Source organism: Asanoa sp. WMMD1127, assembly GCF_029626225.1.
GTDB lineage: Bacteria > Actinomycetota > Actinomycetes > Mycobacteriales > Micromonosporaceae > Asanoa.
The window spans coordinates 7,443,073-7,455,548 of the sequence record NZ_JARUBP010000001.1 but is presented as its reverse complement, the minus strand read 5'-3'; the positions used below and the strand labels follow the sequence as shown (position 1 = coordinate 7,455,548).

Below are 12,476 nucleotides of genomic sequence, written 5' to 3'. Positions count from 1 at the left end.
ACCTCGTCGGAATTTGTGTCGCCCGGCATCCGCCGGCGTCCGATACTGTCACGCGGCCCGATACGGCGTATGTCGCGGATGGAGGGTAACGGCGTGGACTTGGTCACCGCCACTGTCCCTCGCCCGCGTTATGCGAATGTCGCCGCCGATATGCGGACATTCTTGGCGCTAATGGGCGCGGGATTCCGCCGATACTCCACCTATCGGCAAGCCACCGTAGCCGGGGCGTTCACCAACACCGTTTTCGGCTTCCTGCGCTGCTACGTGCTGCTGGCCGTCGCGGCCGGCGCGGGCACGGCGACCGTCTCCGGCTACGACCCCGCCCGGCTCGCCACCTTCGTCTGGTTCGGCCAGGGTTTGTTGGCCGTCGTCCTGCTCTGGGGCTGGACCGAGCTCGCCGACCGGATCCGTACGGGCGACGTCGTCGCCGACCTGCTCCGTCCGGTCGACCCGGTGACCCGTTACCTGGCAACCGATCTGGGCCGGGCCGGCCACGCGGTGCTGACCCGGTTCCTCCCGCCGGTGCTGATCGGCCCGCTGTTCTTCCCCTTCTACCTGCCGCACCGCTGGTCGACACCGCCGCTGTTCGTCCTGTCCGTGGTGCTGGCAACGGTGCTCTGCTTCGGCTGCCGCTACCTGGTCAACGCCACCGGCTACTGGCTGCTCGACATCCGCGGCCCGATGATCCTCTGGACCCTGCTCTCCGGCGTGCTCGGCGGCCTCTACTTCCCGCTGCGCTTCCTGCCCGACTGGGCCGTCGTGCCGCTCTGGGTGGCCACCCCGCTGCCCAGCCTGTTCCAGACGCCGCTGGACGTGCTCGTCGAGGTCGACCCGACGCCGCGCCAGCTCTGGCTCGTGGCCGTCCAGGCGGTCTGGGTGTGCGTGGTGCTGGTGCTCTGTCGCGTCGTCCAGCGCGCGGCCGAACGCCGGCTGGTGGTGCAGGGTGGCTGAGCCCGGCGCCGCGCGCGCGTACTGGGAACTGTTGCGTGCCCAGGCCCGCAGCCAGACGGCGTACCGCGTGTCGTTCGGCATCGACCTCGTCGCCAACATCTGGACGACGGTGCTCGACGTGTTCACCATCTTCGTGCTGTTCGGCGTGACCCGCACGCTCGGCGGCCTCGACCTGCGCGCGGCCCTCGTGGTCACCGGCATGACGGCGGCCGCGTTCGCCACGGGCGACATGCTCGTGGGCAACATCGAGCGAATCACGTTGTACGTGCGGACGGGCCGCTTCGACGCCGTGCTGGTGCGCCCGCTGCGCGCCCTGCCCCAACTGGTGCTGCTCGACCTGCCGCTGCACAAGCTGTCCCGGGCGACCTTCGGCGTCACCGTCTATCTGGTCGCCCTCGGCGCGGCCGGGATCACCTGGACGCCGGCCCGGGTGCTGCTGGCGATCGTCGCCCCGCTCGGCGGCGTGGTGTTCTTCGGCGCCGTCTTCGTCGTCACGGCCTCGGTCGCCTTCTGGTGGACCGAGTCCGGCGAGATCGGCAACGCGTTCACCTACGGCGGGCGGGATTTCACGAGCTATCCGATCAGCGTCTACAGTGGATGGTTCCGCAACGCGTTCGCGTACGGCCTCGGGTTCGCCTTCGTCTCCTACTATCCGGCGCTGGCGCTGCTCGGCAGGCCCGACCCGATCGGCCTGCCCGGCTGGGTGGGCTGGTGCGGGCCGCTGGTCGCGCTGCCGGCCACCGTCCTCGCCGCGCTGGTCTGGCGGTTGGGCATCAGGCACTACACGAGCACGGGGTCCTGACATGGCGGTCATCACGGCGCACGGGTTGCGCAAGGAGTTCACGGTCCGGGTCAAGGCCGGCCGGCTGCGGCGCGTCCGGCGCACGGTGGCCGCCGTCGACGGGGTCGACCTGGCGATCGAGCGGGGCGAGATGGTCGGCTACATCGGGCCCAACGGGGCGGGCAAGTCGACCACGCTCAAGATGCTGACCGGCGTGCTCACCCCGACCGCGGGCGAGGTGAGCGTCTGCGGGTTGTCCCCGGTGCGCCAGCGCACCCGGCTGGCGCGGCGGATCGGCGTCGTCTTCGGGCAGCGCACCCAGCTCTGGTGGGACCTGCCGCTGCGCGAGTCGTTCGACCTGCTGCGGCACATCTACCGGGCGCCGGCCGCCGACCACGCCGCCCGGCTGCGCCGCTGCCGCTCGCTGCTCGACCTGGACGCGTTCCTCGACACGCCGGTCCGCCAGCTCTCGCTCGGCCAGCGGATGCGCGGCGAGCTGACCGCGGCCCTGCTGCACGGCCCCGAGGTGCTCTTCCTCGACGAGCCGACGATCGGCCTCGACGTGGTCAGCAAGCAGGCGGTCCGCGGCTTCCTGGCGGAGCTCGGCGCCAGCGGCGACGTGACGCTCATGCTCACCACCCACGACCTGGCCGACATCGAGCGGTTGTGCCGGCGGCTGCTGGTCATCGACCACGGCCGTGTGGTGCACGACGGCACGATCGAGGCGCTGCACGCCCGCTACGGCTCGCGCCGCCGGGTGGTGGTGGAGCTCGAGGAGCCGCTGGCGGCGCCACCCGAGGTGCCGGGCGCGACGCTGGTCACGGTCGGCCCGCTGCGGCTCGAGTACGACCTGACCACGGCGACCGCCGGCGAGCTGCTGGCCCGGCTGGCCGGCCTGGCGTTCCGTGACGTGTCCATCGTGGAGCCCGACATCGAGGACGTGGTGGCCCGGCTCTACACCGGCGTCCCGGTCACGGATGCTCCATGATCAGCACGGCGAAGGTGCCCGGGACGAGAGCCTCGTAGCTGTGCGGCACGTCGCCCGCGAACGACGCGTAGTCGCCCGGGTCCAGGTCGACGGTCTCGCCCGCCGGGCCGGTGCGCAGCCGCCCCGCGCCGACCACGACGTGCTCGACGCTGCGGGGGGTGTGCGCCTCGGCGTGCCGTACCGCGCCGGGCTCGATCGTCATCACGTAGATGTCGCGCCGGGCCGCCCGGGAGCCGGCCGCCACCAGGGTCCCGGTGTAGTCCAGCTGGTCCGAGCTGATCCGCGGCCCCTCGCCGGCCCGGATCACCCGCAGCGCCGGCGCCGGCGGCTCGACCAGGCGGCTGAACGGCACGTCCAACGCGACGCCGAGCGACCACAGGGTCTCCACGCTGGGGTTGCCGACGCCGTTCTCGAGCTGCGAGAGGGTCGACTTGGCGATGCCGGCGCGCCGGGCCAGCTCGGTCAGCGAAAGACCGGCCCGCTCGCGCTCGTGGCGCAGGGCCGTGGCGATCGTCGCGGCGATGGTCGGCTCGGGCATCGTTCGCTCCATCGGTCTTTTCGTTCGACTTGACGAACGATAGTGTTCGGCGGCACCATTCGGAACCATGACTGTCGCCGCCCGGTCCATCCTGGGGGATCGCACCCTGCTGCGCGACGTGGGCGCGCTCGGGCTCGCGGCGTTCGCCGTGGGCCTCTCGTTCGGCGCGATCGCCGTCGCGGCCGGCATCCCCGCCGGGCTCACCGTGCTGATGTCGCTGATCGTCTTCGCCGGCGGCGCCCAGTTCCTGGCCGTCGGCCTGATCGCCGCCGGCAACCCGTTCGCCGCCGTCTTCGCCGGCCTGCTGCTCAACGCCCGGCACCTGCCGTTCGGGCTGGCCATCGGCGACGCGATCGGCGGCCGCTGGTGGCAGCGCCTGGTCGGCGCGCACCTGCTGGTCGACGAGTCGGTCGCGTTCGCACTGGCCCAAACGGACCCGGCGCGCCGCCGCCGGGCGTACTGGGCGACGGGTTGCACGCTGTTCGTCCTGTGGAACCTCGGTGGCGTGCTGGGCGTGCTGCTGGGCAACGTCGGGGACCCGGACGCCCTCGGCCTCGACGCCGCCTTCCCCGCCGGCCTGTTCGCGCTGCTGCTGCCCACCCTCAGGGACCCGACCACGCGGCTGGTGGCGCTGACCGGCGCCCTGGTCGCCGTGGTCACCACGCCGTTCCTGCCCGCGGGCCTGCCGGTCCTGCTGGCGCTGAGCGGCCTGCTCCTGGTGCTGGTGCGGCGCCGTCCGGAGGCGGCGGCATGATCCTCGCGGTGATCGTCGGCCTGGCCGTCGGCACGTACGCTTTCCGCCTCGCCGGCCTCGTCCTGCGCGACCGCCTCACGCTGCCGGACCGCGTCCAGGTCCTGCTTCCGATGGCCGCCGCCACCCTGCTGGCCGCCCTGGCCGCCACGGCGACGTTCATGGACGCGGGCGTCTTCGCCGGCGTCGCCCGCCCGGCCGGGGTGGCGGTCGGCGCGGTCCTGGCCTGGCGCCGCGCGCCCTTCGTCGTGGTCGTGGTCGCCGCCGCGGCCACCGCGGCCCTGCTCCGCCTGGCCGGCGTGGAGTAAGGAACGGCCCGTTCCTAACGCTTCGCGCTCAGACCTTTTCGCCCAGCTTGACCGCCGGATGGGGCACCCGCATGCGCCGGAAGGTGAGCGAGCGCATGATCGCGTACATGTAGAGCGACCCCATCTTCTGCTCGCTCTTGGGGTAACGCTCCCGCACCAGCCGCTTGATCTTGCGAGCGATCAACACCGCGTCGACCACGACGGCCAGCAGCAGCACGCCCCACAGCGAGGTCGCCACCGTGCGGACGAGGTCGGGCATGGCGCCGTTGGAGCCGATCAGCACGATCAGCGCGCCGCCGAAGAAGTAGGTGCCCGCCGTGCGGCGGGAGTCGACCACGTTGCGGGCCAGCTGGCGCTCCGGGCCGCGGTCGCGCGGGCCGCCCTCGCGGCGGTATTCGGCGGCGGCCTCCTGGCGCAGCTGGCGCTTGCGCTCCCGGGTCTCCTCCTTGGTCAGCGGCTTGGCGTTGCCGCCGGCCTGGCGGGACGCGCCGGGGCGCTTCGGCGTCTCCCGGCCCTTGGCGGGCGTGTAGCCCTTCGGCCGGGCAGCCGGGGACGGCTCGGGAGCCTCAGGGGTCTCCTCGACCACGTCGGATGACTTGCGACGAAACAGCGACTGCACGGGAAGCCCTTCTGCGGCGCGGCGCTTACCACGAGGTTAGCCGGGCCGGACACGCGAAGACGAGCCGACCCCAAGATCGGCTCGTCTGCGCGTATCGACAGGGGTCAGGGGCGCTCGACGTGCGCGCCCAGCGCCGAGAGCTTGCTCTCGAAGTCCTCGTAGCCCCGGTTGATCAGGTCGACGCCGTAGACCCGGGAGGTGCCCTCGGCGGCCAGCGCGGCGATCAGGTGGCTGAAGCCGGCCCGCAGGTCGGGGATCACCAGGTCGGCCGCGTGCAGCTTCGACGGGCCGGCGATGACCGCGGAGTGCTTGAAGTTGCGCCGCCCGAACCGGCACGGCGTGCCGCCCAGGCAGTCCCGGTAGACCTGGATCGTCGCACCCATGGTGTTGAGCGCCTCGGTGTAGCCCAACCGCTGCTCGTAGACCGTCTCGTGGACGATCGACAGCCCGCGCGCCTGCGTCAGGGCGACCACCAGCGGCTGCTGCCAGTCGGTCATGAAGCCCGGGTGCACGTCGGTCTCGAGCGCCACCGCGCGCAGCTCGCCACCCGGGTGCCAGAACCGGATGCCACCCTCGACGCCACGCGCCGGCAGGCCGTCGGTGACCCGGTATTCCCCGCCGATCGAGCGGAAGACGTTGAGGAACGTCATCATGTCGACCTGCTGCGCGCCGAGCACCTCGATCTCGCCGCGGGTGGCCAGCGCCGCCGCCGCCCACGACGCGGCCTCGATCCGGTCGGGGATCGGCCGGTGGGTGTAGCCGCCGAGCCGCGGCACGCCCTCGATCTCGATGACCCGGTCGGTGTGGACCGTGATGATCGCGCCCATCTTCTGCAGCACGCAGATGAGGTCGATGATCTCCGGCTCGACCGCCGCGTTGCGCAGCTCGGTCACGCCGTTGGCCAGCACCGCGGTCAGCAGCACCTGCTCGGTGGCGCCGACGCTGGGATACGGCAGCTCGAACTTGGTGCCGTGCAGGCCGGCGGGCGCCGTCAGGTGCATGCCCTCGGGGGTCTTGTCGACCACCGCGCCGAACTCGCGCAGCGCCTGGATGTGGAAGTCGATCGGGCGCGGGCCGATGTGGCAGCCGCCCAGGTCGGGGATGAACGCGTGCCCGAGCCGGTGCAGCAGCGGGCCGCAGAACAGGATCGGGATTCGGCTCGACCCGGCGTGCACGTTGATCTCGTCGGTCGACGCGCGCTCGACGTTGGCCGGGTCGAGGACGAGCTCCCCGTCCTCCTCGCCGTCGGTGACCTTGACGCCGTGCACGCCCAGCAGGCCGCGCACCACCTCGACGTCGCGGATCCGGGGCACGTCGTAGAGCCGGCTGGGCTCGTCACCGAGCAGGGCCGCCACCATCGCCTTGGAGACGAGGTTCTTGGCCCCGCGGACCCGGATCTGACCATGCAAAGGCGTGCCGCCGTGTACGACGAGGACGTCATCGGGCAAGGCAACCTCCGGGGGCGGGCGGCGATCCCAGGCACCGGCCGTAACCAAGGCGCGGGATAGCGGGTTGATCGGGAGTGGCGCCCGGGCAGCATAGCGCTCGGTGATGGGCGTGGTGCCACACACACCGGGTTGTCTGGCACGAAATCAGGACGACTGTGGCACCCGGTGATGCCGGGTGCCACTGACAGTCACGACGCTTACGGCAGGGCGAGCATCTGGTCCAGCGCCGACCGGGCCTCCGCCGCCGTCTTCGCGTCGACCGTGATCTGGTTGACCAGCCGGCCCTCGGCCAGCTCCTCCAGCGCCCACACAAGATGGGGCAGGTCGATGCGGTTCATCGTCGAGCAGTAGCAGACCGTCCGGTCGAGGAACATGACCTGCTTGTCGGGGTGCGCCTGGGCGAGCCGCCGCACCAGGTTGAGCTCGGTGCCGACCGCCCACGCCGAGCCGGCCGGCGCGTTCTCGATGGCCTTGATGATGTATTCGGTCGAGCCCACGTAGTCGGCCGCCGTGACCACGTCGTAGCGGCACTCGGGGTGGACCAGCACGTTGACGCCCGGCACCCGCATGCGCACCTCGTCGACCGCCGACTTGGTGAACCGGCCGTGCACCGAGCAGTGCCCGCGCCAGAGGATCATCTTGGCCTGGCCGAGCTGCTGCGGGGTGAGGCCGCCGTTGGGCTTGTGCGGGTCCCAGAGCACGCAGTCGTCGGCGTCGAAGCCCATCTCGAGCACGGCGGTGTTGCGGCCGAGGTGCTGGTCGGGCAGGAAGAGCACCCGCTGGCCGCGCTCGAACGCCCAGGTCAGCGCCCGCTTGGCGTTGGACGAGGTGCAGACGACGCCGTGGTTGCGGCCGACGAAGCCCTTGATGTCGGCCGACGAGTTCATGTAGGTGACCGGGACTGTGGAATCGGCCACACCGGCGTCGGCGAGCGCCTCCCAGGCGGCCTCGACCTGCTGCAGCTGCGCCATGTCGGCCATCGAGCAGCCGGCGGCGAGGTCGGGGAGCACGACCTTCTGCGCGTCGGTGGTCAGGATGTCGGCGGACTCGGCCATGAAGTGCACGCCGCAGAAGACGATGTATTCGGCGTCGGGCCGGGCCGCCGCCTCGCGGGCGAGCTTGAACGAGTCACCGGTCACGTCGGCGAACTGGATGACCTCGTCGCGCTGGTAGTGGTGGCCGAGCACGAACACCTTGGAGCCGAGCTTGGCCTTGGCGGCGGTCGCGCGGGCGACGAGGTCGGGGTCGCTCGGCGCCGGCAGCTCGCCGGGGCAGTCGACGCCCTTCTCCGACGACGGGTCGGCGCCGCGCCCCAGCAGCAGCAGGGCGGTCGCCGTGTTGGCGGGTTCGGTCCAGGTCGACGTCACAGATCAATCTTCCCACCGCCGTGCCCGCCAGCAGCGGCCCGGTGACTGTGGGCTGTCACACTGCCGCTATGCGGATTCTGGTCTGTCCCGACAAGTTCGCCGGCACCCTCTCCGCGCCGGCCGTGGCGGAGGCGGTCGCCGCGGGCTGGCGGGAGCACGCGCCCGGCGACGAGCTGACCCTGCGGCCCCTCTCCGACGGCGGCCCGGGCTTCGTCGAGGTGCTGGCCGGGCCGGTCGGCGGCGAGCGGATCCCGGTGCGGACCACCGACCCGCTGGGCCGTCCGGTCGACGCCGAGGTGCTGCTGACCCCCGACCGGACCACGGCGTACGTGGAGAGCGCGCAAGCCTGCGGCCTGCACCTGTTGGCCCCCGACGAGCGCGACCCCAAGGCCACCACGTCGTACGGCCTGGGCGTGCTGGTCCTGGCCGCGGTCGAGTCCGGCGCCCGCACCGTGGTGATCGGCCTCGGCGGATCGGCGACCAACGACGGCGGCGCCGGGATGCTGGCCGCGCTGGGCGCCGCCCCGCTCGACGAGCACGGCGCGGCACTGCCCTACGGCGGCGCGGCGCTGACCCACGCGGTCGGGCTCGGCGGCGTCCCGATGACCCGCGGCGCGACCCTGGTGGCGGCCACCGACGTCGACAACCCGCTGACCGGGTTGCACGGCGCGTCCAGCGTCTACGGCCCGCAGAAGGGCGCCGACCGCGCCGACGTGCTGCTGCTCGACGCCGCGCTCGAGCGGTTCGCCGGCGTACTCGTGAAGGACCTGCCGACCTGCCCGCCCGACGTGGCCGCGCTCCCGGGTGCCGGCGCCGCCGGCGGGCTGGGCGCGGCCGTCCTCGCGCTCGGCGGCCGGTGCGAATCGGGCATCGGCCTCGTGACCAGGATGATCGGGCTCGAAGAGGCCCTCGACGGCGCCGACCTGGTGATCACCGGCGAGGGCTCGTTCGATCACCAGTCGCTGCGCGGGAAGGTGGTGGCCGGGGTGGCCGGCGGCGCCCGCGACCGGGGCGTGCCCTGCGTGGTGCTGGCGGGCCGGGTCAGCACCGGCCGCCGGGAGGCCGCCAACGCCGGCATCACCGAGGCCTGGAGCCTGGTCGACCACTTCGGCGGCGAGGCCGAGGCGATGGCCCGCCCCGCCGACGGCCTGCGCGAACTCGCGACGCGACTCGCCCGGCAGTGGTCCCGCCAGTGACTTTGGCCTCACCGGGCCCAGGAACTGCCGCAGGGGTAAAATTTGCCTACGACCCTCATGGGGAATGCCCGGCGGACGGGCTAGCGTTGGCTCGAGAGACCACGTTGGTCCGAGCGGCCGGCGATCGCAGCGAGCAGGGAGATCCCACGTGACCACTTCAGCGCAGACCGGGTCGGCCGAGACCGCGGCTACGACCGTTGTCCTCACCGACGTCGCGGCGGTGAAGGTGAAGGCCCTGATCGAGCAGGAAGGCCGCGACGACCTGCGGCTCCGCGTGGCCGTGCAGCCCGGTGGCTGCTCCGGCCTGCGTTACCAGCTCTTCTTCGACGAGCGTTCGCTCGACGGTGACATCGTCAACGACTTCGGCGGTGTCGAGGTGGTCGTCGACCGGATGAGCGCTCCCTACCTGTCCGGCGCGACCATCGACTTCGCCGACCGGATCGACGCGCAGGGCTTCACGATCGACAACCCCAACGCGCAGAACTCCTGCGCGTGCGGCGACTCGTTCCACTAAGCCCACGACCTCCGACGAACGGGGCCGCCACTTCCGGCGGTCCCGTTCGTCGTGTCTGACCGGCCGGTAAGCTCTCCCGGCGCGGCGCTCGGCAGCGCGCGTCAACTCTGTCCACCGACCCCGAGGGCCGACATGAAGATCGCCGTTAGCGGCTCGATCGCCACCGACCACCTGATGCACTTCCCTGGCCGGTTCGCCGACCAGTTGATCGCCGACCAGCTCCACAAGGTGTCGCTCTCCTTCCTCATCGACGACCTCGTGGTGCGGCGCGGCGGGGTGGCCGCCAACATCGCCTTCGGGATGGCCCGGCTCGGCCTGCACCCGGTGCTGATCGGCGCGGTCGGCACCGACTTCGAGGAATACCGCGCGTGGCTCGAGCGGCACGGCGTCGACTGCGACTCCGTGCACGTCTCCGAGCTCCTGCACACGGCCCGCTTCGTCTGCACCACCGACGAGGACATGTGCCAGATCGCGTCGTTCTACGCGGGCGCGATGAGCGAGGCCCGCAACATCGAGCTCGCGCCGGCCAACGACCGGGTCGGCGGCTTCGACCTGGTGCTGATCAGCGCCGACGACCCGGAGGGCATGGTGCGGCACTCGCAGGAGTGCCGGGCCCGCGGCTACCGGTTCGCGGCCGACCCGTCGCAGCAGCTGGCCCGGATGGGCGGCGACGACATCGTGCAGCTCATCGACGGCGCCGCCTACCTGCTCACCAACGACTACGAGAAGTCGCTGCTGGAGAGCAAGACCGGCCTGTCCGACGCCGAGGTGCTCGACAAGGTCGAGGTGCGGGTGACCACGCTGGGCAAGAACGGCGTCGAGATCACCGGCAAGGGCATCGAGCGGATCCACGTGCCGATCGCGCGGGACGTGCAGCCCGTCGACCCGACCGGCGTCGGCGACGGCTTCCGCGCCGGCTTCTTCGCCGGCCTCTCCTGGGGTCTCGACCTCGAGCGCTCGGCCCAGATCGGCTCGCTGCTCGCCGGCCTGGTTCTCGAAGGCGCCGGCGGCCAGGAGTACGACCTGCGCGCCGACACCTTCCTCAAGCGACTCGGCGACTCCTACGGGCAGGACGCCGCGGACGACGTGCGCCCGCACCTGCAGGGGTGACACCCCGCCTGGTCGTCTTCGCCGGCCTGCCCGGGGTCGGCAAGAGCACCCTGGCCGCCCGGGTCGGCGCCGCGCTGCCGGCGCCCGTGCTGACCGTCGACCGCGTCGACCGGGTGCTCCGCGAGCACGAGGTGGTCGAGACGGCGCCGGGCGTCACCGCGTACGGCGTGGTCGCCGCCCTGGCCGAGGCCCAGCTCGCGATGGGGTTGACCGTGGTCGTCGACGCGGTCAACCCGGTCGCCGCGGCCCGCGCCACCTGGCCGGTGCTCTGCGAGCGCACCGGCGCCGCGCTGCGCATCGTCGAGGTGTGGTGCGGCGACATGGCCGAGCACCGGCGGCGGGTGGAGACCCGGCACGCGGCCGCGCCGGACGGCAACCCGACATGGGAGCAGACGGTGCTGCGGATGGCGGAGTACGAGCCGTACGTCGGTCGCCGCCTGGTCGTCGACACGTCGGCCGGCGGCGACCCGCTGGCCGGCACGCTCGCCTGGATCCGCGACTAGCTCTCCCGGCGCACGTCGAACGCGGCGGGCTCGGGGGAGCCGAGGTAGTGCTGGCCGCGCATCCGGCACCAGGCCGGGATGTCGGTCGCGGCGGCCGGGTCGTCGGCCAGCACCCGCACCGTCGCGCCGACCGGAAGCTGCGGCAGCCGGCGGGCCAGCGCGATCACCGGCAGTGGGCAGCGCTGGCCGCGGCAGTCGAGCACGTCGACGCTCACAGGTTCACCACTCCCGCCTGCGCCCGCAGGTCGGCGACGATGCCCGGCAGCTCGGCCAGGAACCGGTCGACGTCGGCGTCGGTGCTGTCGCGGTGCAGCGAGACCCGCACGTTGCCGTGGGAGAGCACGCCCATCGCGACCAGCACGTGGCTCGGCGTCAGCGTCGACGAGGTGCACGACGACCCGGACGAGACCGCGAACCCGCGCCGGTCGAGCGCGTGCAGGAGCGCCTCACCGTCGACGTAGAGGCACGAGAACGTGACCAGGTGCGGCAGCCGGTCGGCAGGGTCGCCGACCACCTCGACGTCGGGCACCGTTGCGGCCACCGTTTCGCGGATCCGGTCGACCAGCGCCCGGTGCCGCTGCGCCAGCGCCGCCGCCTCGGCCGTCACGGCCCGCAGCGCCGCGGCGGCGGCCACGACGGCCGGCAGGTCGGCGGTGCGGTCGGCGCGCTCCTCGGCCGGGCCCGGCGTGACGAACCGGGTGCCCTTGCGCACCACCAGCAGGCCGACGCCGGGCGGTCCGCCCCACTTGTGGGCGCTCGCCGTGAGGATCGACCAGCCGGCGGGCACCGGGACCCGGCCGACCGACTGGGCCGCGTCCACATAGAGCGGCACGCCGTGTGCGGCGCAGAGCTCGGCCGCCGCGGCCACCGGCTGGACGGTGCCGACCTCGTGGCTGGCGCTGATCAGCGCGGCCAGCGCGGTGCCGTCGGCCGCCACCGCCGCGCCGAACGCGTCGAGGTCGACCCGACCCAGGCGGTCCACACCGACCTCGTGCGCGGCGCCGCCGGCCGCGACGTGCCGCTCCGCCGCGTGCAGCACCGCGGAGTGCTCGATCGCCGAGTGGACGAGCCCGCGACCGACCCGTTGCCGGCCGGCCAGCCCGCCGAGCACCGCCGTGTGCGCCGCCGCCGTGCCACCGGCCGTGAACGACAGCTCGTCCGGGCGTACGCCCAGCACCTCCGCCGTGGCCCCGCGCGCGGCGTCGAGCAGCTGGCGGGACCGGCGGGCGCGGGAGTAGAGCCGCGCCGGATCGGCCCAGCCGTCGTCGAGCGCCGCGGCCAGCGCCTGGCGGGCGGCCGGATGCAGCGGAGCGGCGCTCGCGGCGTCGAGATAGACCTCGGAAACCCCCACGATCAAACGTTATCCCCGTGCGGCGCGCCGACCCCACGGGCGGTGTGCGGA

Annotated in this window: 15 protein-coding genes; 9 read left to right on the top strand and 6 right to left on the bottom strand. The window is 72.9% G+C overall.

From position 1 onward, the window contains the following. Positions 1 to 171: 171 nt before the first annotated feature. The 3 genes from O7635_RS35575 to O7635_RS35565 are packed head-to-tail and all read left to right on the top strand — an operon-like array spanning position 172 to position 2,720. Complete coding sequence (locus tag O7635_RS35575) at positions 172 to 951, top strand: ABC-2 family transporter protein (protein WP_278084875.1); 780 nt, start codon at positions 172 to 174, stop codon at positions 949 to 951. After that, complete coding sequence (locus O7635_RS35570) at positions 944 to 1,753, top strand: ABC-2 family transporter protein (protein WP_278084874.1); 810 nt, start codon at positions 944 to 946, stop codon at positions 1,751 to 1,753. Before O7635_RS35575 ends, O7635_RS35570 begins: the two co-directional genes overlap by 8 nt. A gap of 1 nt (position 1,754) precedes the next feature. Then, positions 1,755 to 2,720, top strand: coding sequence for an ATP-binding cassette domain-containing protein (locus O7635_RS35565; protein WP_278084873.1), 966 nt, complete (start codon positions 1,755 to 1,757; stop codon positions 2,718 to 2,720). Here O7635_RS35565 and O7635_RS35560 read toward each other — a convergent pair. Beyond that, on the bottom strand, positions 2,704 to 3,258 hold the full coding sequence (locus O7635_RS35560) for an XRE family transcriptional regulator (RefSeq protein WP_278084872.1): 555 nt from the start codon (positions 3,256 to 3,258) through the stop codon (positions 2,704 to 2,706). The genes O7635_RS35565 and O7635_RS35560 overlap by 17 nt on opposite strands. A gap of 67 nt (positions 3,259 to 3,325) precedes the next feature. Here O7635_RS35560 and O7635_RS35555 point away from each other — a divergent pair, with 67 nt between their 5' ends. Further along, the gene (locus tag O7635_RS35555; RefSeq protein WP_278084871.1) at positions 3,326 to 4,012 is read left to right on the top strand and encodes an AzlC family ABC transporter permease; all 687 of its coding nucleotides are present in this window, start codon (positions 3,326 to 3,328) and stop codon (positions 4,010 to 4,012) included. Then, the gene (locus tag O7635_RS35550) at positions 4,009 to 4,317 is read left to right on the top strand and encodes an AzlD domain-containing protein (protein WP_278084870.1); all 309 of its coding nucleotides are present in this window, start codon (positions 4,009 to 4,011) and stop codon (positions 4,315 to 4,317) included. The genes O7635_RS35555 and O7635_RS35550 overlap by 4 nt, the downstream gene beginning before the upstream one ends. A 28-nt stretch (positions 4,318 to 4,345) precedes the next feature. Here the strand turns inward: O7635_RS35550 and O7635_RS35545 are convergent, their stop codons facing one another. From O7635_RS35545 to nadA, 3 genes are all read right to left on the bottom strand, one after another. Beyond that, positions 4,346 to 4,936 (bottom strand): DUF3043 domain-containing protein, encoded by a 591-nt coding sequence (locus O7635_RS35545; protein WP_278084869.1) that lies wholly within the window; start codon positions 4,934 to 4,936, stop codon positions 4,346 to 4,348. Between the two features lie 104 nt (positions 4,937 to 5,040). Then, positions 5,041 to 6,384, bottom strand: a complete 1,344-nt coding sequence (murA, locus tag O7635_RS35540) for a UDP-N-acetylglucosamine 1-carboxyvinyltransferase (RefSeq protein ID WP_278084868.1) — start codon at positions 6,382 to 6,384, stop codon at positions 5,041 to 5,043. Between the two features lie 197 nt (positions 6,385 to 6,581). Further along, the gene (gene nadA / locus O7635_RS35535) at positions 6,582 to 7,751 is read right to left on the bottom strand and encodes a quinolinate synthase NadA (protein ID WP_278084867.1); all 1,170 of its coding nucleotides are present in this window, start codon (positions 7,749 to 7,751) and stop codon (positions 6,582 to 6,584) included. A 68-nt stretch (positions 7,752 to 7,819) separates the two neighbouring features. Here nadA and O7635_RS35530 point away from each other — a divergent pair, with 68 nt between their 5' ends. The 4 genes from O7635_RS35530 to O7635_RS35515 all read left to right on the top strand — a co-directional run bounded on the left by O7635_RS35530 (position 7,820) and on the right by O7635_RS35515 (position 11,074). After that, positions 7,820 to 8,947: a glycerate kinase gene (locus O7635_RS35530; RefSeq protein WP_278084866.1), complete on the top strand. Its 1,128-nt coding sequence runs from the start codon at positions 7,820 to 7,822 to the stop codon at positions 8,945 to 8,947. Between the two features lie 148 nt (positions 8,948 to 9,095). After that, positions 9,096 to 9,461: an iron-sulfur cluster insertion protein ErpA gene (gene erpA, locus O7635_RS35525; protein ID WP_203700756.1), complete on the top strand. Its 366-nt coding sequence runs from the start codon at positions 9,096 to 9,098 to the stop codon at positions 9,459 to 9,461. A 132-nt stretch (positions 9,462 to 9,593) separates the two neighbouring features. Then, positions 9,594 to 10,571, top strand: coding sequence for a carbohydrate kinase family protein (locus O7635_RS35520; RefSeq protein WP_278084865.1), 978 nt, complete (start codon positions 9,594 to 9,596; stop codon positions 10,569 to 10,571). Continuing rightward, entirely contained in the window at positions 10,568 to 11,074 is a 507-nt protein-coding gene (locus tag O7635_RS35515) for an AAA family ATPase (protein WP_278084864.1), read from the top strand. The genes O7635_RS35520 and O7635_RS35515 overlap by 4 nt, the downstream gene beginning before the upstream one ends. On the opposite strand, the gene O7635_RS35510 is transcribed toward O7635_RS35515, so the two are convergent. Together O7635_RS35510 and O7635_RS35505 are read right to left on the bottom strand one after the other, a co-directional pair. Further along, a complete protein-coding gene (locus tag O7635_RS35510; RefSeq protein ID WP_278084863.1) occupies positions 11,071 to 11,289 on the bottom strand; it encodes a sulfurtransferase TusA family protein in 219 nt (72 codons plus the stop codon). The two genes, O7635_RS35515 and O7635_RS35510, sit on opposite strands and share 4 nt — an antisense overlap. Further along, entirely contained in the window at positions 11,286 to 12,425 is a 1,140-nt protein-coding gene (locus tag O7635_RS35505; protein ID WP_278084862.1) for an aminotransferase class V-fold PLP-dependent enzyme, read from the bottom strand. Before O7635_RS35505 ends, O7635_RS35510 begins: the two co-directional genes overlap by 4 nt. Positions 12,426 to 12,476 lie beyond the last annotated feature (51 nt).

Excerpts from the sequence above, each read along its gene's own strand:
- O7635_RS35575 (WP_278084875.1), top strand. The coding sequence starts at position 172 with ATGGGCGCGGGATTCCGCCGATACTCCACCTATCGGCAAGCCACCGTA.
- O7635_RS35565 (WP_278084873.1), top strand. The coding sequence starts at position 1,755 with ATGGCGGTCATCACGGCGCACGGGTTGCGCAAGGAGTTCACGGTCCGG.
- O7635_RS35560 (WP_278084872.1), bottom strand. The coding sequence starts at position 3,258 with ATGCCCGAGCCGACCATCGCCGCGACGATCGCCACGGCCCTGCGCCAC.
- O7635_RS35555 (WP_278084871.1), top strand. The coding sequence starts at position 3,326 with ATGACTGTCGCCGCCCGGTCCATCCTGGGGGATCGCACCCTGCTGCGC.
- O7635_RS35550 (WP_278084870.1), top strand. The coding sequence starts at position 4,009 with ATGATCCTCGCGGTGATCGTCGGCCTGGCCGTCGGCACGTACGCTTTC.
- O7635_RS35530 (WP_278084866.1), top strand. The coding sequence starts at position 7,820 with ATGCGGATTCTGGTCTGTCCCGACAAGTTCGCCGGCACCCTCTCCGCG.
- O7635_RS35520 (WP_278084865.1), top strand. The coding sequence starts at position 9,594 with ATGAAGATCGCCGTTAGCGGCTCGATCGCCACCGACCACCTGATGCAC.